The following is a 24995-nucleotide window of genomic DNA, read 5'->3' on the forward strand; positions in this document are numbered from 1 at the left end:
TCGGCTGGGTAATCAGCTTTTTCTATCCATCAATAGAGAAGTTTCATGTAATCAATCGACTGCGCTTTTCCAATCGATCTCTTTTCTGAGCGTCAGAAGCGTATTCCAAATCTCGTTGCCCTCTCCTTTGCGGGCGATCAGATTGGTTCGCAGGGTCAGCGATGCAAGTGCCGGTATCTCGATCGGATAAAGACGCTTCTCCCGCACCTCCCTCCTCGCGCATAGCTCAGGCAAAAATCCAATTCCCAGCCCCTTGCAGATGCACTTTTTGGCTGACTCTATATTGTCGATGTACAGGTCAATGGCAGGAAGCCGGGACAAGGCTTCAAACAAGCGATGCAGCTTGATCCAATCAAGCGAGCCGCACTCGAAAAAGACCAGCGAGTGATTGCCTGCTTCTTCCATCGAGACAGAATCCTTCTCCCATAACGGATGGCCCGGGTGAACAAAAAGGCGGATCGGATCCTCATAAAACGGCACCGAGTCGACGCGTGGATGAGTAAGGTTTCGTACCAGCCCCAGATCGATTTCGTTTTCCGTCACCTTTTGCAGGATCGCTTCAGAGGGACCTGTCACCAGCTTGATCTTGAGCTCGGGGTATTTTTTTCTCAAGACAGGAAAAATTTCCGGGATCATATAATGGGATACGGACGCGGTGCAACCGATGCGAATTTCCTTCATCTCGGAATTGTTAGACTGGAGCTGTTGTTTGCCTTTTTGAAAGGATTGCAAAATCTGCTGGGCGTACGGAAGAAACTGCCTCCCCTTTTCCGTAAGGGTGAAATTCCTCCCCTCCCGATGAAACAGCCTGGTATCCAGTTCCCGCTCCAGCGATTGAATCCGGGCCGTGATGGATGGCTGCGACAAAAACAAGGCATCGGCTGCTTTGTTAAAGCTGTTGAAGTGGATCACGTAAACAAAAGCTTCCAGATTCTCGATGTTCATCGGCACCTCTCCTCACGCGATTGTTTCCTGCAGGCTTTGTTCTGCCTTGATGGTTCCCCTGGCTCCAAACAGAAAGAGACAGAAATGCCCTGTCAGGATTCCTGTCTCTAGTGGTCTAGTCGACAAATTAGTTATATTCACTTATCTTATCGGAATAATTTGTATTATTTTACGAAGTTCCTGTGTGTTTGTCAATGCCGCCAAATAACATCTTCCGCTGTACATGTTCAGTTCCGCATCTCGTTCCCGCACTTCCTGCGCGGCAACCCTGCATTTGCCGGGAGAGTCATGCGCTCGCCGCAGCCTGTTTAGCCATTGACAAAAAAATGGCGAAGCCTTACACTCAATTTCATTAGTCGGCTAAACGAAGGGAGATCTTCATGGGTTTTGACTACTCCTCTGCCCTCACCCACTTGATGGGTCATGTGATGAAGCTCTACCGCCACAATGTGGACCTTTTGATTCAAGCCTACGACGTCTACCCTGGCCAGCCGCCGCTATTGATCCGACTGGCTGAGTCGGACGGCCAGATTCAGCAGGAGCTGGCCCGCAAGCTGACTATCAAGCCGGCCACGATGACGGTCATGATCAACCGGATGGTGAAAACAGGACTGGTCGAGAGAAGAAATGACCCGCAGGATCAACGGGTGTCCAGAGTTTTTCTCACAGAAAAAGGACGCCGCGCCGAGAAGGCTGTCAGGGAAGCGCTGCGCGAGATTGAAGAAACATGCTTCGCCCATTTTACTCCGGAAGAAAAGGTACTGTTCCGGCGACTGCTGCTGCAAATGCACACAGATTTGGAGGAACTGCAGTCGTCGCGTCATGCTTCGGCTGAAATTTGCAAAGAAAGGTTTGAATAATACTTGTGAATGATCCAATGATTTCGTACAACCGTTCAACAGGGGAGACGGTCCGCTCCCGCCGACTGATGATGGTTCTCGTGCTCGGCTCTTTGACGGCATTCGGACCGTTGTCTCTCGATATGTACCTGCCTTCGCTGCCAAAAATCGGCGAAGAGCTGCAAACGAGCACCTCCTCGGTCCAATTAAGCTTGACATCCTGTCTGCTCGGCCTCTCTGCCGGACAACTTTTGGCCGGACCGCTCAGCGATGTCCAGGGAAGACGCAAACCGCTTTTGATCGGACTCATCGTCTATATCCTGACCTCGCTGCTGTGTGCTCTCATGCCATCGATCTGGGGATTCGTGGCTCTGCGGTTCATTCAGGGAGTCGCCGGTGCCGCCGGAATCGTCATCGCCCGTGCGATGGTTCGCGACATGTACTCGGGTACAGAAATGACGAAATTCTCCTCGCTGCTGATGCTCGTGAACGGTGCCGCCCCGATTCTGGCCCCGATTTTCGGCGGCCAGCTCCTGGAGGTCACCTCATGGCGAGGGGTATTCATCGTGCTCGCGCTAATCGGGGTCCTGATGCTGATCGCGGTCCTGATGAAGCTTCCCGAGACGCTCCCGGCAGACCGCCGCGCACCAGGCGGCTTTGCACAGACGCTCTCCACCTTTCGCGGCCTGCTGACAGACCGGATTTTTATGGGATACGCGCTGTCTTCCGGACTGGTTTCCGCGGCCATGTTTGCCTACATTTCCGGCTCGCCCTTTGTGATCCAAAACATTTACGGCGCTTCGCCTCAAATGTTCAGCTTGTTTTTTGCCATCAACGGTCTCGGGATCATTATCGCGGGCCAAATTACCGGCAAGCTCGCCGGACGCGTCAGTGAAAGGAAGCTTTTGATCGTCGGTCTTGGCATCGCCGCGTTCGGTGGAATCTCGCTGCTTGCAATGATCCTCATCGGTGCGGGACTTGCGGCTGTTCTGCTGCCTTTGTTCCTCGTCGTGTCCAGCGTAGGGATCGTCAGTACGACTTCGTTTTCGCTGGCCATGCAAAATCAGGCGAAAGCCGCGGGCAGCGCTTCTGCACTGATCGGACTGCTCTCCTTTGTTTCCGGTGGCATCGTCGCCCCTCTCGTCGGGATTGGCGGCAGCGATACAGCCGTTCCAATGGGTGTCGTCATCGCCCTTGCAGAGATCGGCGCGATCCTGTGCTACCTTTTGATGATCAGACGCAAAGAGACGGCTGCGGGTTGAATTTCAAAAGGGACCTTTCCTCATGCTTGACTGATTCAGGTAGAGGCAAGGTCCCTTTTGGCTGTTATAATAAAGACGAAATGGTCAATCGAAATCATTGGTCGTCATGTCATGAAAGGCGGGAACCGTTTGAGGCCTACGCTTCCAAAAGAGCGACAAACAGCTCAAAATCAGTGGAGATCTGTGAAAGAAATTTTTCTGGTCGCCGCCAAGCTGGGCCTTACCGCTTTTGGTGGCCCTGTCGCACACCTCGGTTATTTTCAGGACGAATACGTCCGCCGGCGCAAATGGCTCGATGATCGCGTTTATGCGGACTTGGTCGCCCTTTGCCAGTTTCTTCCCGGACCCGCTAGCAGTCAGGTAGGGATCGGGATCGGAGTGCTGCGGGGCGGCATTTGGGGAGGAGTGGCAGCCTGGCTTGGGTTTACACTGCCCTCTGTGCTCTTCCTCTCGCTTTTTGCTGCATTTCTGGGCGCCACCACTGCCCTCGATGCGGGCTGGATTCACGGGTTAAAGCTCGTGGCTGTCGCCGTTGTTGCGCAAGCCGTTCTTTCGATGGGACAAAAGCTCGCTCCCGACCGGATTCGCGCGACAATCGCGGTAATATCCATGGCGCTTTGTCTGGTGTGGCCAACTGCCGCGAGCCAGGTGCTCGTTATCCTTCTGGCGGGAACGCTTGGTTTTTCCATGTGGAAGAGCAGCGACCCCTCCCCTGAATCCGAGCTGCGCGTACCGATCAGCCGAACAGTAGGACTCGTCTGTTTGACGCTGTTTTTCGCTCTGCTTGTGTTCATGCCGATCCTCGGCCGGATCGACGGGCTTTCGTGGATCAGCCTGTTTGACCATTTTTACCGGGCGGGTTCGTTAGTGTTTGGAGGCGGCCATGTCGTCTTGCCACTGCTGGATGGAGAACTGGTGCGTGCAGGCTATCTGTCCAAGGAACAGTTTCTTGCCGGATACGGTGCCGCGCAAGCAGTGCCCGGCCCGCTTTTCACATTTGCCGCCTACCTGGGGACCATCATCGGAGGATGGACAGGAGCCATCGGCGCCACCGTCGCTATCTTTCTCCCGGCATTTTTGCTCGTCATCGGTACTTTGCCGTTTTGGCATACGCTGCGCAACAATCCGCGCGTACAAGGAGCTTTGCGGGCAATCAATGCGGCAGTAGTGGGAATCCTGATTGCCGCTCTCTATCATCCGATCTGGACGAGCTCGATTCTATCCCCCGCTGATTTTGCACTGGCAGGAATCTTGTTCTGCCTGCTCGTCTTCTGGAAGACCCCTCCGTGGATTGTGGTGATTGCTGGCGCCATGGGCGGATGGATGCTCGCTCTCCCCTAAATCGAGGAGCCCTCTTGCGATATACAACAAGAGGGCTTCCGCTATTAAAAGTCAAAGTGATCCGGATCCGGACCTACTCTGAGATTCTCATTCATGCTGTCGATTCGTTCCGTCTCTTCTTTTGTCAGTTCAAAATCAAATACCTCGGCGTTTTCGGCGATTCGCTGCTCTTTTGTCGATTTCGGGATGGTGACCACGCCGTTTTGCAGGTCCCAGCGTAAAACGACCTGGGCGACGGATTTGCCGTGTTTGGCTGCGATCTCCTTTAGGACCTGATCGTCTAATAGCTGCCCCTGCATGAGCGGAGACCATGCTTCTAGCTGAATGCCGTGCTTGACACAGAACGCCTGGAGATCTTTTTGCGTCAAGCGCGGATGGTACTCGACCTGATTTACCATCGGTATAATCTCCGCGTCCTTCATCAAGTCTTCGAGGTGGTGAATGTGAAAATTGCTGACGCCGATCGCTCTGACGCGCCCTTTTTTATAGAGCGTCTCCAGGGCTCTCCAAGCCTCTTTGTATTTCCCGGCCACCGGCCAGTGAATCAGGTATAAATCGAGATATTCCAAACCAAGCTTGCCTAGGCTTGCCTCATAGGCGGCGATCGTCGATTCATATCCCAGATCGGCATTCCATACCTTTGAGGTGACAAACAACTCCTCTCTTGCAATGCCCGCTTTTGTCAATCCTTCGCGGATACCTTGTCCTACGCCTGCTTCATTATCATAAATAGCTGCTGTATCTACGCTCCGGTATCCTTGCGCGAGCGCAGCTTTTACCGCGTTCACCAGTTCAGGCCCTTCCTGTACCTTAAACACGCCCAGTCCCAGCCAGGGCATTTTTACTCCATTATGGAAAATAGTTGTATCCTGCAAATGTTTTGCCATGATTAATGTCCTCCTTGAATGTTTATCCGATTGACGATTGCCGCTGCGTTTTTTGATCCATTGCTTCCAATGCCCGACTCCAGCCTGACAGGATGACGGCACCCAGCACCATCAAGCCGCCGATCCACGAAGTGTGAATCAGACCGATCGAATCGGTGATCAAACCTCCCAAGTAAGAGCCGATGGCGATACCCGCATTAAAGGCTGCGATATTGATAGCGGAGGCGACATCCACCGCACTGGGGACGAAACGCTCAGCGAGCATGACGACATATACTTGCAAGCCAGGCACATTCATAAAGGCGAACAATCCCATGAGAATAATCGTGATTAAGCCAGCGGTCTTTGACGGGGCTGTGAATGCCAATAGAAACAGCACCGCCGCTTGCACGATAAACATGTAGAACAATGCCACAATAGGCTTTCGATTCGCTGCCTTGCCGCCAATTACGTTGCCGATGGCTATGGCGATCCCGTACACAAGCAATATGGCAGCGACCGTTTCTTTTTGAAAGCCTGTAATATCTTGAAGCAACGGAGACAAATAAGTGAAGACAACGAACGTCCCTCCGTAGCCCAAGGCGGTTATCGCGAAAACGAGCAGCAACCGTCCGTTAGTAACCAGTTTGAGCTGATCACGGAAACTGGTGCGCCTTCCTTTTGGCAAATGGGATGGTACCAGGATACTGTTGGCAATAAGAGCGGCGACACCGACGGCAATAATCGCTGCAAACGCGAATCTCCATCCGAGCTGCTGCCCGATAAACGTACCGATGGGCACCCCCGTTACGGTCGCTACTGTGAGGCCCGTAAACATCATCGAGATCGCGCTTGCTCTGCGATCCTCGGACACCAAATTGGCGGCGATCGTTGAACCAATTGACATGAATACGCCGTGCGAAAAAGCCGACAACACCCGGGCAACGAGCAGAACGCCAACGTTTGTCGCACTGGCCGCGATGATGTTGCCCACAATGAAAAGGATCATAATCCAAAGCAATAGCGTTTTGCGTCTCATGCTGGATGCAAGCGACGTCAGGATGGGGGCCCCGATCGTGACTCCCAGCGCATAGAGCGAGACCGTGAGTCCAGCAGTCGTGACCGAAATGTGCAAATCCTCTGCGATCAGCGGCAGCAATCCAACGCTGATAAATTCTGTTGTTCCGATAGCGAATGCGCTTACTGCCAAGGCCAGCAGCGCCAGCGTAGTTCGCTTTTTATCTACAGGCATGGCCTCTCCCCTCCTATCCCAGTTTTTTCTAGGGCCCTATTTGATACATAACAATTGAAATGAAAAAGTATAGTGATATTCCGCCGGCAAATGCTATTATGTGTGATAGGCGTTAAGAAGGAAAGAACGCACTTTTTTGTACCATAGGCACTTAAAAGTATGATAGGCACTTTTAGGTGCCTGTTTTCCCAGGAGGAAGAACATGCAGAAGAAGAAGTACAACATTGCCGTCGAAGCGACACTCGAAGTCATCGGAGGAAAATGGAAATGCGTAATCCTCTGCCATTTGACTTACGGCAGAAAGCGGACGAGCGAGTTGAAACGTCTCATGCCCTCGATTACCCAAAAGATGTTGACGCAGCAATTGCGCGAGCTGGAGGAGGACGGCGTCATCAACCGGATTGTTTACAATCAAGTTCCGCCCAAGGTAGAATACGAGCTTAGCGAGTATGGGTGGAGCTTGAAAGGGATACTGGACTCGCTCTGTGCATGGGGGGAAAAGCATATTACAAAGGTGTACGGCGATAAATTTGCCGTCTTGGAGGAGAGCGTATTAAACGATAAACGGAAGTGATCGTCGCAGCCACTTCTTCTCTGTCAAGCCGGTTGAACCGGTCGAGCGCCTTTCTTTCGCAGAGCATAGCTTAAACCAACGATGTTCCGGGCCAATTCCATTCGGTCGCCCCCGATTCGAGTTTTCTGCAATTCCCCAAGGTTCAAATGACCCATAAAAAAAGAGCTGTGCCGCAGTTTTTGGCTGCGATGCACAACTCTTTCCCGTCTTGCCCATCCATTCGGGGTGTTCGACCGAGTCTTCTTACCCCGAAATGTTCTACTACTTAATAATCGAGACTTTTTTTCCGTCTTGTAAAAGCGTTTGTCCTTTGACAACTACCTGATCTCCGTCGGCCAAACCGGACAAGATCACGATCTCGTCGCTCGTTTCTTCACCCGATGTGACTTCCACCTGCTTCGCGACGCTATCCTCAATGCGGTATACGAATTTCTTGCCTTCTCGTTCAAACACTGCTTTGCGCGGAATGACAAGCTGCTCCTCCTGCCCCGTTGTTTGACCGGCAAAGGTGACGTTCACGACCATGTCCGCCTTCAGCTCGTTGGAAGGGTTCGGAATGGAAATTTCGATCGGGTATGCCTTCAGCTGCGAATCCATCACCGGACTGACAGCCGTTACTTTTGCATCCACCTCTTTCGAGAGGATCGGGATGTGAATCTTCACTGCTGTCCCCACTTTTATTTTCGTAACGTCTTGTTCAGAAAGGTTCGCTTTGACTAACAGCGGGTTTGTGTTGACAATGACGACAACGGGAGCCGAAGGCGATGCCAACTGGCCGACTGCTCCGTTCACGCTGGAGACGAATCCGCTGATCGGCGCGGTCACGACCGCGTTGGCCAGTTGCTCTCGCGCGCTTTGCAGAGCCACCGCTGCTTGATTCACAGATGCTTCCGATACTTGCACTGTGGTTTTTTCTTTGGCCGATTCCAGCGATTTCTTGGCAGTTGCATAGCCAGTCTGGGCGTTTGTCAGCTCTGTGTTTGCTTGCTCAAGCATTTGTGAAGAGACGGCACCTTGATCAAACAGCTGCTTCATGCGCTGCTGGTTCAACTGGGCATCTGCCAGTGCTTGCTCCGCTTTTTTCAAAGTGTTTTGCGCCTCAACCAAGCTTTGATCGGTGCTGTTTCCCGACTGCTTGAGATTGGCCAGCGCCAACTTGTAGGCAGCTTCTTGTTGGGCGACTGTATCAGCCAGATCCGACTGGTCCAGTTTGAACAAAACCTCTCCCTGTTTCACGGATTGGCCTAGCTTGACCGGCAGGGATGTAATTTTCCCGGTGACTTTGGGACTGATCTGTACTTCCTGGCTTGGAGCCAATTTGGCGGAAATCCCTGCCTCGCTGCTCACAAATCCTTTCTTGACCAGGTCAATCTGTACGGGAGTCGCCGCTTCTTCCGCTGGTGTATCCGTCGGAGCAGCCGCATCTGGTTGGGAGCAGCCCGCTACGAACAATACTGCTGATAGCGCTAAAATAATCGGTTGTTTTCTCACGTTCATCATTTCCCCTCCTTATCCCGCATGCACTTACGATTCTATCACTGGAACGCTTTGTTTTTGTTTCAGTTTTCGCTTTTCTCTTCTCCGGTTGCGTCTGTCGCGAAGCTTTTTCCCGAAGTCGTCGAACAATGTCGTAACAACAGGCACCAGCACCAATGTAATCAACGTCGAGAAGCTCAGACCAAAAATAACGGTAATGGCCATCGGCGCTTGAGATTCACTACCGGAGCCTGATGCGAAAGCAAGCGGTCCAATAGCAAGAATGGTGGTCATGGATGTCATCAGGATCGGGCGAAGACGAATCGGCCCTGCTTCCAGAATCGCGTCGTGCAGGGAATGTCCTTTCGCACGCAGTTGGTTCACGTAGTCGATCAAAACGATCGCGTTGTTCACGACAAGACCAATCAAGAGAATGTAGCCAATCAGAACGGTTACGCTGAGCGGCGTCGCTGTCACCAGCAATCCGATGAGCACACCGGTAATCGTCGGCGGTACCGAGAACATGATGATAAACGGCGTGTAGAACGATTCAAACTGCCCCGCCATAACCATGTACACGAGTACGACCGACAGGATGATTGCCAGTCCAAGGCTGGAAAAAGACTCCACCATATCCTCCGATTGACCGCCAAAATTGACTTTATACCCATCCGGAAGCGTGAGCTTCGACAGCTTCGCTTCAATATCTCTCATTACCGAATTCAAATCGCGTCCGGCGAGATCGCTTGTAATCTTGAGCTCACGGGAGAGGTTGGCGCGATTGATCGACACCGGCACCTCTACCTTGGAAATCGTCGCTACCGATGTAAGAGCGACTTGCGCTCCACCCGGCGCCGAAATCCGCAGGTTTTTCAAGTAGTTGATATCTTCTTGATAAGATTCGGGAAGTTTGATATTCACATCAATCTCATCGTCGCCTGTACGGTACTTGGTCACCGTTTGTCCCTGGAAGGACGTACGGACGCTGGACAGGATCTGTCCCGTTGTAAGTCCATACAGACTGGCTTTCTCGGCATCCACCAGCACTTCGAACTCTTGCAGCGTTTCTTCCATGGTTGTCGCTACATTGGCAGTGCCTGGAACACTTTTGACTTCCTCTTTGATGATTCCGCCGATATCCTGCAGGACGTTCAGATCATCGCCGCGGAGTTTAAGCTCGATCGGCGAACCAGTCGCGAAACCTTGTGAGGAGCTTATTGTGATCTCAGCCCCCGGTATGGAAGCCACCTGTTTTTGCAAATCGATGGCGATGTCGCTCGCCGAACGGGTCCGTTCGGTCACTTCGACCAAAAGCAAGGTTACGGAAGCCCGGTTTGAGGAAGCGCTGGCCGCAATTGGCGAACCGTTGCTGCCGATAGAGGTGGACAAGGTTTTCAGCTCAGGCACTTTCGTTGCGATATCTTCAACCTGTTTGGCCACCTTTTCCGTTTCTTGCACGACCGTTCCGTTCGGCATTTTAATGGAAATGGATACTTGACCTTCATCCATGGCCGGCATAAAATCCGCACCGATCATTGGTATCAACATCAGAGAGCCGATCATGCTTCCGATGGTTACGAAAAGGACCGTTTTTCGGTGGCCGAGCGACCACTTCAAAAGCCCGCGATAGCCGTTTTCCACTTTCTTGAACCCGATGTTAAACCACTTGACGGGATTGACGCCTCTGTACCCTTTCATATCACCATGATGCGGCACTTTTTTCAAGATGCGCGAGCTCATCATCGGTACCAGCATGAGCGAGAATACCAATGCGGCGATATGGGAGTACACGACTGTCAGCGCCAGTGGGCCGAACAATTCTGAAGCGATTCCTTCCGTCATGGCAATCGGCAAAAATACGCAAATTTGCGCCAAAGCGGACGCCATTACGGCGTTTCCGACTTCTTTGGAGCCGGAAAGTGCCGCTTCCATCATGCTCTTTCCTTGTTCCCGCTGACGGAAAATATTTTCCAAAATAACAACCGCAAAGTCAATCAGCGATCCTAACCCAAGTGTCAAGCCGGACAGGGAGATCAGGTTGATTGTCTGTCCAGTCATATACATCAGAAGGAAGGTCGCAACAATGGAAACAGGAAGAACAATCGTTGCAATCAGCATGGAGTGGAAACTTCCCAGGAAGAAGAACAGCAGGATAATCCCGATACCGCCACCCAGGAGCGCGTGCTCTGCAGTGGTGTAAATGGAGTCTTTAATATAGGTCGAAGTATCCATCGTGTTGGTGATGACGATGTGCTCCGGAAGGTCCTTCTTCAGCTTCTCCATTTCTTTTTTTGCGGAATCCGCCACTTCAATCGTGTTGCCGCCTGAGGCTTTAGTAACGGACAAGCCGATGCTTGGCTGGCCATTCACGTAGTTCAACTGCGTAATGGATTCCAGTGTATCTTCCACAGTCGCAATGTCTTTCAAACGAATCGAGCCGGCGCCTACCGGGATCGGCGTCAGGGCGATTTGATCGACGCTTGCGAACTCGCCTTGTACCCGGATGTTCATTTTGCCGTCGCCCTCACGGACAGAACCGGCAGTACCCGACATATTGTTGCTTCCGATCGCTTGCTGGATCTGCTCCAGCGTCAATCCGTAGGCAGACAGCTTCGCCGGATCAAGCGTCACATCGACGACCCGGCCTTGCCCGCCGCTAATCGCTACGGAAGCGACGCCATCAATCCGCTCCAGACGGGATTGGATGACATCCTCGGCGATTTTCTTCAACTGGTTTACATCTTGATCGCCGGTCAGCGCATAGGTCAGGATCGGCTGACTGTTCGGATCAATTCTAAGTACGCGGGGTGCATGCGCCGAATCCGGCAATGCGCCCCGTACCTGGTCCACCTTGTCACGCATGTTCAGGGTCGCCTGGTCCAGATCTGTTCCCCATTTGAAGAACAAAACGACCTGCGAAGCCCCTTGCATGGAAACCGATGAAATGCTGTCCAGGTCGGCAACCGTACCCAGCGCGTTTTCAATCGGCTTGGTCACCAGCTTTTCCACTTCGCTTGGCGAACCTCCGTCAACAGAGGTCACGACCACGGCTACCGGAAAGTTCAGCTCCGGCATCAGGTCAATGGCCAAACGAGGCAGTGACACGAATCCAAAAATAATCATCGCGACCGTCAGCATGATCATCGTGACGGGCCGCTTAATCGAAAGTGCAGATAGGTTCACATCCACTCACCTCTTCCAAGTCAACTAGTAGCTCTTTTTTTATGGGTATACATCTCATGAAGGACATGGAGTGATGAGATAATCTGAGCAGTTTTTCCTTCGAGTGCCCCCGCGTATGCGTCGTCAGATTCCACCTCTTCCCCCCTGGTTATTCGCAAAGTCGGCGAGACCCAGACAATCCGTCGGTCGTTTCCGTCCCTGATCCGTTTTACCAAGCTTTCCCGCTCCAATCGGTTTACCAGCCCTGACGTGGTGCTGTACGGAAGTTCGACCGCCTTGCTGATCTCGCCGATTGTTTTCGCTCCATCCTTGATTTGTTCCAGAATGAGAACCTGTTGCCACGTCAGGTCATGCATATCCAGTTCTTTTCCTGAAATGGAAGAAAATACGGCATTTGCTTCTCGCAGCAGCTTTGCCAACTGAATCAGTTCCTTCATTCCTAGCCTCCCTTAATCAAACGAGCAACGTACAACATCCTTTCTTTGGATGTAATTGTCACAACGTATATTGTAAACATAGGACTTCCGTATGTGATCTATCGACGGATTGATTGTCGCTCAGATCGGGTCTATCTGCAGATAGATGACATCGCATGGTAGAATGAAAGTAAGAGTGTGAAAACGTGTGGGAAAGAAGGGTGTCGCTTTGTTTAAACGAATTCTGGAAGCCTTGCAAAAGCGATACTTCACCGTTTGGTTTCTTGCTTTGATTGTCCTGATTTTGGTTCCGAATTCATATATGCATGAAACCCCGACGCAATTCGCTTTTTCATTCGCTATCCTGGTCTGTCATTTCTGGCTGTTCTGGACGCCGAAAAACCTGTGGACTCCCCTGCGCACCGAATGCGTGACCGTTTTGATCGGGTTGGTTACCATCGTCAAGGCGCTTGTCGGAGGGTCGGAAACGATCGGGCTGCTGTTCCCGCTTGTCATTTTCGTCGGCATCAGAATGGAAGAGAAACGCGCTCTGATCTACGCGACCGTCCTTGGACTGATTGGGCTTTTGCTTCTGATCCAAGACCACTCGTTCCTTTCGCCGCATCTGGTCCCGTTCGGGCTCACCTTCATCGGCTGCTATGTGGGAGCAAAAGGGTACCGCATCCAGTTCGATGCCTACGAACAAAACCAGCTGCATCTGGAGCAGCTGCAAAAGGCCCATGCCCAGCTGAAGGAAGCCCATAACGAGCTGCAGGAGGCCGCCGTGCATACGATGCAGGTAGCCGTCCTGGAAGAACGCACGAGAATTGCCCGCGATCTCCACGATCAGCTGGGCCATTCCCTCACTTCTTTGATCGTCCAGCTTCACGCTTTGCAGTTCATGCTGAAAAATGGCCCCAGCGACGCACAGGAAGCGGTACGGAACATGCTTTACGTAGCCAAGCATAGTCTGGAAGACATACGCGGCTCGGTACACACGCTGGCGAGTGACCAGTCTTCCCTTGGCCTTGCCCCGCTGCGAGCGTTCCTTTCTCAAACAGAGAAAAATACGGGACTCCGCTGTACTTTGGATGCGGCCGATCCCGAACTGGGATTGACCCAAACCATATCTATCGCGTTTTATCGGATCTTGCAGGAAGCGGTTACAAATACACTGCGCCACTCCGGAGCAAGCCAATTGGATGTCATCGTCACCCAGGATGATTCCCATTGCTACATGTACATCCGCGACGACGGAAAGCTGACGCCGGATGAAACCATTGAACCGGGATTTGGATTATCGAGCATGAAAGAACGCGTGACGGAGCTGAACGGCTCCCTCTCCTGCACCGCGATTGATCCACATGGGTTTGAAATAAAAGTGGTGATTCCGTACCAGGATATCGCATAGGAAGGGATAAAAATGGTGCAAAATGCAAACAAAGCCGCCAAAAAAATCAAAGTGCTGCTTGTCGACGACCAGACCATGATCCGGCAAGGATTAGGCTATGTCATTCAAATGCAGCCGGATATGGAAGTCGTCGGGGAGGCGGCAGATGGCGAGGAAGCGATCGAAAAAGCGGCAGCTTGCCAGCCCGACGTCATTTTGATGGATGTGCAGATGCCGAAGTGTTCCGGAATCGAAGCAACCCGCCAAATCCTAAAGCAATCCCCCCGCATCAAAGTGTTGATTCTCACTACCTTCGATATCCAAAATTACGTAGTGGATGGGATACGGGCCGGGGCAGTCGGGTATATGCTGAAGGATGCCGATTCTCAAGAAATGCTTGAACTGATTCGCAGCGCCTATCAGGGAGCTGTCCTCTTTCATACAGGGACCGCTGCCAAAGCGTTGGCGGAGCTGCTGCGCAGCCAACAGCCCGAGGCGGCGGAGCCAACCGAAAAAGGGTACGTATTGCTCGAAGATTTGACCGATAGGGAATTGGACGTGCTTCAGCAGCTTGCCTACGGATTCCGAAACGACCAGATCGCACAAAACCTGTTCATTTCGGAAGGAACCGTAAAGACCCATGTTCATCGCATCTTACAGAAAATGGGCGTTGAAGACCGAACCCAAGCCGTCGCGCTAGCACTCCGCCACAAGCTTGTAAAATAATTCTCTCCATTTCTTTCCCCCTCTTGCCTTAGTCGTACAGTCGCGATGGAGATGAGAAAGCCGGCAATCCTGTTTCGGGTTCCGGCTTTTTTGCTTTTTTTCGCTTCATCCATTATGGAATACGATCAACTTGCAAAAAGATTTCACTCTATCGAAAGTTTTCCGCCGCGAAGTGCACGTTTCAAAAATTTTCCTGTATGCGAAGCGGAGTCCGATACCTTGCCGTAAATGACTCTCCCCCATGTAAAAGGACAGGGTCAGACGCCTAAGTTTGATTACCATCAACCCGGCAGAGAATCAGTTATTAAGCTTTTGCAATAGGACTATGTATTTTCTTGATAACTCTCCTCGATAAAGGAATGTTAAAATGAACATATTGTGAACATTGTTCTTTCTATTGAAAAGGTTGTGTTGCAGCATGTCATTCTCGTGGAAACGAAATCTGGTTGTCTTGTGGATCGGCGTCTTCTTTTGCAGCGCTGCCTATTCCATCTCCATCCCTTTTTTGCCGATCTTTCTCCACACTTCCTTAGGGGTTAACGAGCATTTGGAGGCATGGTCGGGCATTTCATTTGGAATTACGTTCCTTGCCAGTGCATTAATATCTCCCTATTGGGGGTCTCTCTCTGACAAGTACGGGAGAAAACCCATGTTGATTCGGTCGGGTTACAGCTTGGCCGTTTTGTATTTTCTCAACTATTTGGTGACCGATCCGTACTCGTTTCTGGCACTTCGTGTCCTTCAGGGCCTTCTGGCCGGGTTTGTCCCCGCCTCGATTGCCCTTGTCGCGACGAATACGCCAGACAAGCATGTCGGCTATGCCCTCGGCGTAATGGCGACTTCCGGGGCTACCGGGGGCATCATCGGGCCTTTGATTGGGGGCTTTGTCAGCCATCTGTGGGGAAATCGGGAGGCGTTCCTCTTCTCGGCTGTAGTCGTCTTGATTGCGGCATTTATCGCCACGTTTTTCGTAAAAGAGACGAATTTCAATCGTTCAGGCGAACGTTCGCATGTTGCAGACGATATTCGTTTGGCAATGTCAAACCGTTCCTTTGTCACCATCCTTGGACTGGCCATGGTTGTCACGATTTCGGTCATGCTTTTGGAGCCGCTGCTTACTGTCTACGTCCTGCAGCTCGGCGCTTCCCAGCAGGATGCTTCGCTCAGCTCGGGCATCATCTTTTCCGCGGTCGGAATTGCCACAGTGCTGGCCGCGCCACAGTGGGGAAAGATCGGGGGCAAGATCGGCTACTCGAAAATTCTCTTTATCGGCTTAGTCGGCGGCGGGATCGGAAACCTGCTGCAGTACTTTTTCACCAACCTGTACGGCTTTGGCATCCTGCGGTTTGTCTACGGATTATTTTTTGCCGCTGTTTACCCGTCTTTGAATGCCTTGATCGTGAAAGTGACGGACCCCGAATTCCGCGGCAGAGCGTTTAGCCTCAATCAATCCTCTACCCAGCTCGCCAACATGATCGGTCCTGTATTGGGAGGGTTTTTGGGAGGCTGGATTCCCATCCGAACGGTGTTTATTATCAACGGGTTGGCTTTGTTGATTATTGCCGCGCTAATGAAAACGAAATTCGCGATCCAGGCGCCTGCGAAAGAAAGCAGGGACTTGAAGGCGGATCACTCGACGGCTTGATCATTTCCCCTTGCAAAAAAGACAGTCGCCCGATCCGGCAAACGTACTTCGCTGCGCTTGTTCGAAACACAAAAAAGCTGCCCATTCCAGCAGATTCGTCTACTGGAAGAGCAGCTTTTTTACTGATGCCGTTTCGTTCCCTCTTCCCTTTATTTGAACGCCTCGCTGCGGTACACTTCTTTTCCTTCAAACAGCGTCCAGAGAATATTCGTTTTCTTGATCTCCGTGGCCGGGATCGTGAACAGGTTTTTATCCAGAACGACCAGGTCCGCCTTCTTGCCGACTTCGATAGAGCCGGTAATATCCTCTACAAAATTGGCGTAAGCTCCGTCAATCGTAAAGCTGGCAATCATATCGGCAAGGGTGGCGCGTTCATCCGGGTTGGCAATATCCTTAGGATCGGTTTTGCCTTCTTCGATCCGGGTGATGCCTTGTTGAATGCCGTGCAGCGGATGAAACTCCTGGGTCACAATGTAGTCGCTGCCGGAAGCCATCACGATGCCTGCGTTGATCATGCTCTTCATCGGATATTCCTGCTCGGCCCGCTCGCGTCCCAGGTACGGAACCTCGATTTCTTCGAAGAATCCCGGCTCTTTCAAGAACCAGTATGGCTGCGGAATTCCGATGACGCCCAGCCGTTTAAAGCGCTCCAAATCTTTGGAATCGAATAATTGCAAATGAACGATAGAAGGACGCGCATCCCGCTTTCCATTCTTTTTCTCTGCATACTCGAATCCGTCGAGGGTGATTCTGGTCGCCGCGTCTCCGATCGAGTGGACGTGCAGTTGGAAGCCGGCTTTATCGGCGGCGGCTGCTGTCTCGTTGTACACTTTCGGGTCCCAGATCAGTTGGCCGTTCGTATGCTTGTGCTTGTAAGGCTCTTCCAGGTAGCCGGTAGCTCCCTCTACCACGCCGTCCATGAAAATTTTCACCGCGTTGATCTGAAAATGAGGACCCTTGTTCTCTTCGCGCAGCTTGATGAATTCTTTCACCTGCTCCGGCCCCTTCGCCGGGTCTGCTGTAATGGCATTGCGGAAGCGGACGGTCAGCTTGTCTTCCTCGGAGAGCTGCTTGTACGCCTCAAGAACGTTGGGATAGCGCAGCATGTCGGGATCGCGAGCTGTCGTCACCCCTCGTTCGGCTGCCAGTTTCTGATACTCCAGGATTCCATTCATATACTGCTCGACAGAAAGCCCCGGAATTTTTTTCAACACGAGGTCCATCGCCTTTTCGCGCAGCGTTCCCGAAGCTTCCCCCGTAGACGGATCGCGCTCAATCAGGCCTCCGTCCGGATTGGGAGTTCTTTTTGTAATTCCCGCCACTTCCAGCGCTTTGGAGTTTACCCAGAGGGAGTGCCCATCATCCGACGTGAGGGCGATCGGTATGTCTCTGGATACCTCATCGAGCGCCTCCTTACGCGGTCCAATTCCGGTCGCAGCCGAGTTCGTCCAGCCCCGTCCCTGGATCGCTGTTTCCTTTGGATACTTCTTCACAAATTCCTTGACAGCTTTCACATACTCTTCGATGGACCCCAGATCAAACAGGTCGACTGTGTAAATCATGCCGGTCGTCTTGCTTGCATGGGTATGGCTGTCGATAAAGCCCGGCAGAACCATCTTCCCCTTCAAATCCACTACTTTCGTCTGTGTCCCGGCATACGCTTTGGCTCCTTCACTGGAACCGACATATACGATGGTGTCACCCTTTACTGCGACTGCCTCCGCCCAGTTGCGGTTGCGGTCTACCGTATAGACGGCTCCGTTTTGCAGGATCATGTCGGCCGGCTGGACAGATGATTGCGCCTTGCTTCCTGTCTGGGCAGAAACGGCTGTCGGCAAAAGCATGGAAGCCGCAAGCAACACGCTCGCCGCTTTTTTTGTAAACACTTGCATCCCCCTTTTCATCGCACAGTGCCTCTCGTTTTTTGCGTTTTCGGCAAGGCAGCTTGCATCTTCTTCACCCGTTGGAAATGCTTTCTTCCGGACTGCTATTAATAATAAGGAGAATTGTATACCAATGCAATTCTTTTTCGACAAATAACAACAAAAAACAGCACCGCATACGGGGCTGCTCTGATTAACGTTTGGCTATTTTTAGAACGTGATTGTCGTCATGCCTTGTTCAAGTACAAAGAGGCCTTTCCAATCCGTTGTTCTAAATCTGGACCTCTCATGGCACGCGGTGTTCCGACCTGCTATCACCCGAGTGCTCTCCTCAAATCGTCCCACTCCGTGTACAGGCGGACGATATCCTCCTCGATGAGCCTTGTGCCCATTTGCACCTCAATGATCTCCAGCTCGGTGATGGCCTTGATCCCGTGCTTTGCTCCTGTCGGTATTTTGAACACATCCCCTGCGCTCACCAGCACCATCTGGTCTTCCAGAACAAATTCACCTGTTCCTGAAACAATCGTCCATACTTCGCTTCGCATAAGATGATATTGATAGCTAAGGTTTTTTCCCGCTGTTATGCACAGACGTTTCGTCATTATTTCCGTCCCGTCTTCACTTGTTTGGTAATCCAGTACGCGATACCATCCCCACCGCCGTTCCTCAAACATAGGCCTCTGTTCGAGTGGTTTCACAAAATCTTTCACACGATGGCTTGCCGATTTGTCTGATACCAATACGCCGTCAGGACTTGCCGCAACTACAATATTCGACACGCCCAGAATTGCTATCGGTATATCCAGCTCGTTGATGAGATGGGTATTGCTGCTGTCTTCGCTAATAACGCCTTTCCCGATCACTTTCGTCTGAAAATCGGAGGTTAATGTGTCCCATGTGCCCAAGTCTCGCCATGTCCCCTGAAAAGGGATGGCGACGACCCGTTCGGCTTTCTCCACTACTTCATAGTCAAAGCTTATCTTTGGAAGCTTGTCGTACTGCTCGATCAGTTGGTCATAGCGAAGCGGAATCTTCTTCGTTTCCAGAAGCTTTATGAGATAGCCGAGCCGAAATGAAAAAACGCCGCAATTCCACAGGGCTCTCCGCCGGATGAATTGAATGGCTTCGTCTTCAGATGGCTTTTCTTTAAAGGAATGAACCGCTATATACGGATTGTGCATGCTTGCTGCATCGCGGTCGGGGATGATATAGCCATGCTTCTCGGAAGGGTAGGCAGGATGGACTCCGATCAACGCGATATCGGCATTTGTACGTCGGATTGCATCCTCCAGCTCTTTTACTTTATCAAAGAAATGATGGTCTGTATAAGGATCAACCGGCATCACTGTAATCACTTCATTCAGGTCTACCCCTAGCTCGGAATAGAAATAGGCGGCAGCCAAAACGATTGCCGGATACGTATCCCGCCGCTCCGGTTCAATGATGAGCGGTATATCGTTTCCCAACTGACAAGTAATCATGTCCACATGTGCTATGCTCGTCGAAATATAGGCTGCATCCACCATCTTTTTTCTTCCCAGCTGTCTCCAAACCCTTTGCAGCATCGATTCCATCTCGTCATTCTCGGTCTTGATCGTTTTCAAAAATTGTTTCGACCTGGATTCATTGGAAAGCGGCCACAGTCGTTTCCCTGATCCTCCTGAAAGCAAGACGAGCTTCAATGGGAAGCACCTCATTTCTGTCTGATCCTTTCTGCTCACATGTAATATCCATATGTGCGCTCACCTCAGGAGGTATGTGTGTATCGACGTGTCCAAGAGTGGAAACTTCTTGCGGAGTACGTGTATTCCCATGTACAAAAAATTGTACAACCGTCGGGAAAATAGATAGATGTCCGTTGCCGTTTATGCTGCGCTTCATACTATGTCCTATAGATCGTCATCTGCCGACAGATTTGTGGAGGGTTCGTCTGATGATAACGTGGAAAGAAAATTACCGCCGTTGGCTGCATTGCGACAAGTTAGACGGTGAACTGCGCAATGAGCTTGATCGTTTGAAAGGCAACCAGTCTGTCCTCGAAGACTGTTTTCAGACAAATCTCGAATTTGGCACAGGGGGGATACGAGGCATATTGGGACCTGGTCCCAATCGGATGAACTTGTACACAGTACGCAAAGTCACCGAAGGGTTGGCGCTGTACATTGCCGAGCACGGGAACGAAGCGATGCGCCGCGGTATTGTCATCGCCTATGATTCACGGTACAAATCGGCTGACTTTGCTTTGGAAGCGGCAAAAGTGATGGGAATACACGGAATTCACAGTTACCTCTTTGACCGTCTCTGCCCCACCCCCCTTCTCTCGTTTGCGATCCGCCATCTGCATGCGTTTGCAGGAATCGTGATTACCGCCAGCCACAACCCTCGCGAATACAACGGGTACAAAGTGTATGGGCCAGACGGCGGTCAGCTTACGCCCGTCGTCACGGATCGAGTGCTTGCCAAGATGAATGAAGTGAAAGATGAACTGTCGGTAGCCACGCTCGATGAGCAAGCCTTGCGAAATCGGGGCTTATTGACATTTGTTTTTGAAGACATTCTGGATGCTTATTTTTCCTGTCTCGAAGCCATTCGGATAACACCTCCCGGCTCAGTCGCTTCTTCTTCCCAAGTAAAAGTGGTTTTTACCCCTCTTCACGGAACATCCGGAGAACCCATCATGCGAGCCATGAGCCGGTTCGGCTATGATCAGGTGACCATCGTCCAGGAGCAGGCATACCCAGATCCCGATTTTAGCAATGCTGTATCCTTGAATCCCGAGGAGCCCCAGGCGTTCGAGCGGGCTATCGAGTACGCGGAGAGGCTGGATGCCGATCTGATCTTTGCCACTGATCCTGACGCTGACCGGTTGGGCGTTGCCGTCAAGAACGAACAAAACAAGTACGTTGTCCTTACAGGAAATCAGGTCGGTGTTCTTCTGCTGGAGTACCTTTTATCGGCCAGAAAAGAGGCAGCGCTGCTTCCCGCTAACGGTGTCGTACTAAAAACAATCGTGTCTTCCGAAATGGCGAGAACCATCGCGAGAAATTACGGCCTGGAAACGATCGATACGCTCACCGGTTTCAAGTACATCGGAGAAAAGATGAGTGAATTTGAGCATACGAAGGAATATGCTGTCCAATTTGGCTTCGAGGAAAGCAACGGCTATGTGACCGGCGATTTCGTTCGGGATAAAGACAGCATCCAGGCAGCTGTGCTGTTTACAGACATGTGCGCTTTCCATAAATCCAGGGGAAAAACGGTGTACCAAGCGTTGCTTCAGCTCTTTTCGAAATACGGCTACTACCGTGAAGATTTATTTTCCATGCAAGTAGAAGGAAAGAAAGGCTTGGACCAAATAAGGAAAATATTACGCTTCTTACGGGAAACCGATGTGGCCGACATTGATGGAAGCAAAGTGACCAAAACCGAGGATTATCTGAACGGTGAAGCCAGGAATGTGAACCAATCGGCGGTAACGCGGATTTCTTTGCCGAGATCGGATGTGCTGAAATATTACCTGGAAGACGGCTCATGGTTTTGTCTTCGCCCATCGGGAACCGAACCGAAACTGAAGCTGTATTGTGGAGTAAAGGGGGCCTCACTGGAGGATTCCAGGCAGAAGCTTGCTCGCTTGAAACAATCCGTCGTAGATCTCATCGGGAAGGTTCACCTCGCGGAATAAGCAGTGTTGTTCAATGCGCGAAAGAAACCGTGGAGGCGTGTAAAATGAAAATACTACTTGCCACGTTTTGGTTTTTGCCCCATGTAGGAGGGGTAGACACATATCTGCGGGTGCTAAAGCAAGGGCTGGAAAAACACGGACACCAGGTGGATGTACTGGGGCATCACCCGGAAATGAGTCACGTTTATCTGGTGGAGCAAAACCGGCTTATCGAGAAGAAGCCCATACTGTTTCCTCTTTACGACATGATGATGGATTTTTTTAATCAGGAGCTGCCTGACTTCGAAGACTGGGGACGTTTTCGCGAAATTGAAAGCTATGCGTTTGAAATGGCTTCTGTTTTGATCGGCTTGAACGATTATGATCTGATTCACACGCATGACGTAATATCCACGAGAGCTCTTTCACGCGTTATCCCCTCCTCAACCCCTCATGTTGCAACGATCCACGGGCTGCTCATGGAAGAGTTTTTTGTCACGGGAGAAATTGAAAAGGAAGGGTCCATGCGATGGAAGTACAGCTTTGTCGAAGAACATCTGGGTGCGTCCACGGCTGATATTACGATCCTGCCAAGCGAGTGGCTCCGCCGTGAATACATCAACCGTTTTTTTGTCCCTCCTGAAAATTTGACCGTCATCCCATACGGTCTGAACGCGGAAAACATCATCAAAACGGCGGGTAAAATGAAGCGAGTTCCCCGGCCAGACGGCAAACTGGTCATCATCTGTCCCGCCCGAATTGTCCCGTACAAAGGGCAGCGTTATTTATTGGAGGCGCTGGCCAAGCTGGCAACGGTCAGAGACGACTTCGTCTGCCAGTTTGCCGGGGATGGGTTGCAAAAAGCGGAGCTGGAGACATTGGCCCGGCAATTGAATATCCAGGAGCATGTTCAGTTTCTGGGAAGCCGGAAAGATATGTACAACTTGTTGAAGCAAGCCGATATTTTCGTGCTTCCGACACTTGTTGAAAACCATTCGCTCGCTGTAATGGAAGCGCAGGTGATCGGTCTCCCCGTTATTACGACAAAAGTCGGAGGCAATCCGGAGTTGTTGACTCACCAGCACACAGGAATGCTGGTCGAACCGCGAAACAGCGAAGAGTTGTTTCAAGCGATTTTGACACTGATGCGCGAGCCTGAGCTAAGAGCGAAATTGTCCGAAAACAGCCGAAAATGGGGAAGGAAATACTGGAGCCCCGACAACATGGTAAAGCGGACGCTGGAGGTATACGAGCAGGCGCGAAACAAATGCAAATGAGGTGCTGCCTTATGACAGCACCTCTTTTTTCGTGATAGAATGCCGGTTCGCATTTTCAGACTAGCGGAAGCATGGGCATATGAACAATTTTTCCAAACTCGCCGATTCCAACGTTTATTTCCTGCAGACCGTATCGATCTGCTTGGGCCTTCACGACAAATCTTCCTGGTTTTAGTTTCGAAAAATGAAAGGCTCCCTGTCGATCCGTAACCGTCTTCAGGATTTGGTTCTTTTTTTCATCCACGACATGGACGACTGCTTTTGGCAGAGGGACTCCGGAAAACTTGTCATAGACTCTTCCGCTGATAAACAAAACCGGCTCAGGCCGGATTTTTTCCCACCACTCTCGATCCTTCAAAGGGCCTGCCATTTTCTTATTTGGGACCTTGTAATGGGACGGGAGCAAAAAAGACAGCTGATCCCATACCTCGTCGTCGAGAAAATAGACCTTTCGGGAAGGCTTGAAGTCAAGCAAATGGATGTAGGGCTCCATCAGATCGGGCAATCCCGGAACAATCAACTCGTCCACGAGAAATGATAGTTTCCTTACATCGTCATTGATTTTTTTTTCTTTCGGGACGAAAACATCGCTGGCGATGATCTCCAGGTTTCCTCTTAGCATGGCCGGGATCGAGGTTGAAATCGTAAATTTCCCGCCCGGATTTTTCTCTTCATGTATCAATTTCCCGTTTACATAAATGGAAATCGTCAATTTCTCCGGATAAGGCAACCGGCGACAGTGAAGAATGAGGGGCGATTCTCGTTTCACATGCCGAAGCGGCAGCGTAAACCGCTTGGAAAGCCATGCATCATGATAGCGGCCGGTAAATTCTTCCGTGTTCATGGATGACCTCCTCAGTGAATTTTCCGGATCAGCCTCAAGCTATCATAGTCACAAACATATTCAAAATCCGGATGGTCACAAATCTCGTCAACGGCAAGCTTGACACCGGGAAATACAGCGTGCCCGTAATCGTGACAGGCAATGATTCCTCCGCGGACAACCTTTGGCGAATAGAACTGGAGATCATGTTGAACCCCTTCATACCTGTGATCCCCATCAATAAACAAAGCTGCTATCTGATTGGGACAATCAACGTACGCTTCCGTACTTAGTTTCCTTATTGAATGTACAATGTCGCCGACTCCCGAGCTCTTTACATTTTCCAGGAATATATGAAAATACGGATCTTTTGTATAATACAAATCTGGATAATCGGGATCGACGTGCGGCCCGAACGGATCAATCGCAAACACCTTTCGTTTCGTGGCGCTTAAAAAAAAGCAGCCGAGTCCCAATGCCACTGTGCTTTTTCCTTTAAAGGAGCCGATCTCCACAATGTCTCCAGGCAGGCCATCAACCCGTGCAGGCAAATGCAAGAGTGCGATCTGCTCGAGCTCTGTCAGCCAGCCTTCGATGCCACGTATTGTTTCTAAAAGCTCTTGTACTTTGACGGATCTTTCAGCCAAAGGGATTTCTCCTTTTTCCATTTTTCGCGAAATCATCGATTTTTTTCATAACATCCCCGCACGATTGCATGATGTAAGAAACCTCATCCTCCGGTATCCTCGTTTTTGAACTGCCGATTGGATGGTCCAACACGCGAAAGACGTCCGCGGGCTTGAGACGCCCCAGCTTGCAAATCGTCTTGACAGTCTCCCGGTTTTTGTTGACCAGGTCTTCGTACTGAATCAGATAAGCCTTGGGGTCCTCCCGGCTTAGCTTCAGATAAGCAGACGAGATTTTATTCCAATCGTGTACATACTGCTCGATTGTCCATTGATAATGGGCCCGAAAGTGGGTTCCGGAAATGCTTTGCCAAGTATTTACCGGATTTCGGACGAGAAGAATGATTGTACAATCAGGATAGGCTTTTCGAAACAGCTGCAATTCCTCATATCCGTACTGCGACTCTTTAAAACCGATCAAATCATGGCTTTCCCGATATTCTGCATAAAAGTTGTCAAAAAAGGAGCGGACAGAAGCAATCATGGCTTGTTCAAGGAATGAACGCTGGGGAATCAGGTTGGCGATCCAATGATTGGGATCCTCGTTGCCGTCAAAATAAAGACTCCGTTGATCGGCTACTGCCTCACTCTGCGTCCATTCTTTCAACGATGCAAAAATGTTCTGAAAGGCCCGGAGACATTTGTGATGCTCTCCCCAAATCAATGTCAGCTTCCGAGAATTAAAAATTCTCTGCAGCAGCGTCGAGCCTGATCGTCCGTGTACCGAGGAGATGATCAGATTCACCA

Annotated in this window: 20 protein-coding genes; 9 read left to right on the plus strand and 11 right to left on the minus strand. The window is 51.0% G+C overall.

Annotated features, from left to right (window positions below; genetic code table 11):
- Window positions 1-51: 51 nt before the first annotated feature.
- Window positions 52-945 carry a LysR family transcriptional regulator gene (locus Q3F21_RS07350; protein ID WP_340250867.1) on the minus strand — a complete coding sequence of 298 codons (894 nt, stop codon included), beginning with the start codon at window positions 943-945 and terminating at the stop codon, window positions 52-54.
- A gap of 380 nt (window positions 946-1325) precedes the next feature.
- Here Q3F21_RS07350 and Q3F21_RS07355 point away from each other — a divergent pair, with 380 nt between their 5' ends.
- From Q3F21_RS07355 to Q3F21_RS07365, 3 genes are all read left to right on the plus strand, one after another.
- The gene (locus Q3F21_RS07355; RefSeq protein WP_340250868.1) at window positions 1326-1805 is read left to right on the plus strand and encodes a MarR family winged helix-turn-helix transcriptional regulator; all 480 of its coding nucleotides are present in this window, start codon (window positions 1326-1328) and stop codon (window positions 1803-1805) included.
- A 17-nt stretch (window positions 1806-1822) separates the two neighbouring features.
- Window positions 1823-3046, plus strand: coding sequence for a Bcr/CflA family efflux MFS transporter (locus Q3F21_RS07360; protein WP_340251006.1), 1224 nt, complete (start codon window positions 1823-1825; stop codon window positions 3044-3046).
- A gap of 111 nt (window positions 3047-3157) precedes the next feature.
- Complete coding sequence (locus tag Q3F21_RS07365; RefSeq protein WP_340250869.1) at window positions 3158-4387, plus strand: chromate efflux transporter; 1230 nt, start codon at window positions 3158-3160, stop codon at window positions 4385-4387.
- Window positions 4388-4431: 44 nt separating this feature from the next.
- Here the strand turns inward: Q3F21_RS07365 and Q3F21_RS07370 are convergent, their stop codons facing one another.
- Together Q3F21_RS07370 and Q3F21_RS07375 are read right to left on the minus strand one after the other, a co-directional pair.
- Window positions 4432-5274 (minus strand): aldo/keto reductase, encoded by an 843-nt coding sequence (locus Q3F21_RS07370; RefSeq protein ID WP_340250871.1) that lies wholly within the window; start codon window positions 5272-5274, stop codon window positions 4432-4434.
- A gap of 22 nt (window positions 5275-5296) precedes the next feature.
- The gene (locus Q3F21_RS07375) at window positions 5297-6505 is read right to left on the minus strand and encodes an MFS transporter (RefSeq protein ID WP_340250873.1); all 1209 of its coding nucleotides are present in this window, start codon (window positions 6503-6505) and stop codon (window positions 5297-5299) included.
- Between the two features lie 202 nt (window positions 6506-6707).
- Here Q3F21_RS07375 and Q3F21_RS07380 point away from each other — a divergent pair, with 202 nt between their 5' ends.
- A complete protein-coding gene (locus tag Q3F21_RS07380; RefSeq protein WP_340250875.1) occupies window positions 6708-7079 on the plus strand; it encodes a winged helix-turn-helix transcriptional regulator in 372 nt (123 codons plus the stop codon).
- Window positions 7080-7340: 261 nt separating this feature from the next.
- On the opposite strand, the gene Q3F21_RS07385 is transcribed toward Q3F21_RS07380, so the two are convergent.
- From Q3F21_RS07385 to Q3F21_RS07395, 3 genes are read right to left on the minus strand one after another with little or no spacing between them, the layout of a single operon-like run.
- A complete protein-coding gene (locus Q3F21_RS07385; RefSeq protein WP_340250877.1) occupies window positions 7341-8576 on the minus strand; it encodes an efflux RND transporter periplasmic adaptor subunit in 1236 nt (411 codons plus the stop codon).
- A gap of 27 nt (window positions 8577-8603) precedes the next feature.
- Complete coding sequence (locus tag Q3F21_RS07390; protein ID WP_340250879.1) at window positions 8604-11738, minus strand: efflux RND transporter permease subunit; 3135 nt, start codon at window positions 11736-11738, stop codon at window positions 8604-8606.
- A gap of 20 nt (window positions 11739-11758) precedes the next feature.
- Window positions 11759-12175, minus strand: a complete 417-nt coding sequence (locus tag Q3F21_RS07395; protein ID WP_340250881.1) for a MarR family winged helix-turn-helix transcriptional regulator — start codon at window positions 12173-12175, stop codon at window positions 11759-11761.
- A 208-nt stretch (window positions 12176-12383) separates the two neighbouring features.
- On the opposite strand from Q3F21_RS07395, the gene Q3F21_RS07400 reads away from it, so the two are divergent.
- The 3 genes from Q3F21_RS07400 to Q3F21_RS07410 all read left to right on the plus strand — a co-directional run bounded on the left by Q3F21_RS07400 (window position 12384) and on the right by Q3F21_RS07410 (window position 15915).
- Entirely contained in the window at window positions 12384-13565 is a 1182-nt protein-coding gene (locus tag Q3F21_RS07400; RefSeq protein ID WP_340250883.1) for a sensor histidine kinase, read from the plus strand.
- A gap of 12 nt (window positions 13566-13577) precedes the next feature.
- Window positions 13578-14270 (plus strand): response regulator, encoded by a 693-nt coding sequence (locus Q3F21_RS07405; protein ID WP_340250885.1) that lies wholly within the window; start codon window positions 13578-13580, stop codon window positions 14268-14270.
- A 418-nt stretch (window positions 14271-14688) separates the two neighbouring features.
- Window positions 14689-15915 (plus strand): MFS transporter, encoded by a 1227-nt coding sequence (locus Q3F21_RS07410; protein ID WP_340250887.1) that lies wholly within the window; start codon window positions 14689-14691, stop codon window positions 15913-15915.
- Window positions 15916-16064: 149 nt separating this feature from the next.
- Here Q3F21_RS07410 and Q3F21_RS07415 read toward each other — a convergent pair whose 3' ends face one another.
- Together Q3F21_RS07415 and Q3F21_RS07420 are read right to left on the minus strand one after the other, a co-directional pair.
- Complete coding sequence (locus Q3F21_RS07415) at window positions 16065-17801, minus strand: amidohydrolase (protein WP_340250889.1); 1737 nt, start codon at window positions 17799-17801, stop codon at window positions 16065-16067.
- A 311-nt stretch (window positions 17802-18112) separates the two neighbouring features.
- Window positions 18113-19483 carry a sugar phosphate nucleotidyltransferase gene (locus Q3F21_RS07420; RefSeq protein WP_340250891.1) on the minus strand — a complete coding sequence of 457 codons (1371 nt, stop codon included), beginning with the start codon at window positions 19481-19483 and terminating at the stop codon, window positions 18113-18115.
- 254 nt (window positions 19484-19737) lie between these two features.
- Here Q3F21_RS07420 and Q3F21_RS07425 point away from each other — a divergent pair, with 254 nt between their 5' ends.
- Both Q3F21_RS07425 and Q3F21_RS07430 read left to right on the plus strand, forming a co-directional pair.
- A complete protein-coding gene (locus Q3F21_RS07425) occupies window positions 19738-21483 on the plus strand; it encodes a phospho-sugar mutase (RefSeq protein WP_340251008.1) in 1746 nt (581 codons plus the stop codon).
- A gap of 44 nt (window positions 21484-21527) precedes the next feature.
- Entirely contained in the window at window positions 21528-22739 is a 1212-nt protein-coding gene (locus tag Q3F21_RS07430) for a glycosyltransferase family 4 protein (RefSeq protein ID WP_340250893.1), read from the plus strand.
- A 55-nt stretch (window positions 22740-22794) separates the two neighbouring features.
- Here the strand turns inward: Q3F21_RS07430 and Q3F21_RS07435 are convergent, their stop codons facing one another.
- Genes Q3F21_RS07435 through Q3F21_RS07445 form a run of 3 tightly spaced genes read right to left on the minus strand, consistent with a single transcriptional unit; the run spans window position 22795 to window position 24993 of the window.
- Window positions 22795-23583 carry a carboxypeptidase-like regulatory domain-containing protein gene (locus Q3F21_RS07435; RefSeq protein ID WP_340250895.1) on the minus strand — a complete coding sequence of 263 codons (789 nt, stop codon included), beginning with the start codon at window positions 23581-23583 and terminating at the stop codon, window positions 22795-22797.
- Between the two features lie 11 nt (window positions 23584-23594).
- On the minus strand, window positions 23595-24209 hold the full coding sequence (locus Q3F21_RS07440; protein WP_340250897.1) for a class I SAM-dependent methyltransferase: 615 nt from the start codon (window positions 24207-24209) through the stop codon (window positions 23595-23597).
- A complete protein-coding gene (locus Q3F21_RS07445) occupies window positions 24202-24993 on the minus strand; it encodes a sulfotransferase (RefSeq protein WP_340250899.1) in 792 nt (263 codons plus the stop codon). Before Q3F21_RS07445 ends, Q3F21_RS07440 begins: the two co-directional genes overlap by 8 nt.
- Window positions 24994-24995: the final 2 nt, after the last annotated feature.

It is taken from the genome of Brevibacillus borstelensis (assembly GCF_037834415.1).
GTDB classification, from domain to species: Bacteria; Bacillota; Bacilli; order Brevibacillales; family Brevibacillaceae; genus Brevibacillus; species Brevibacillus borstelensis_A.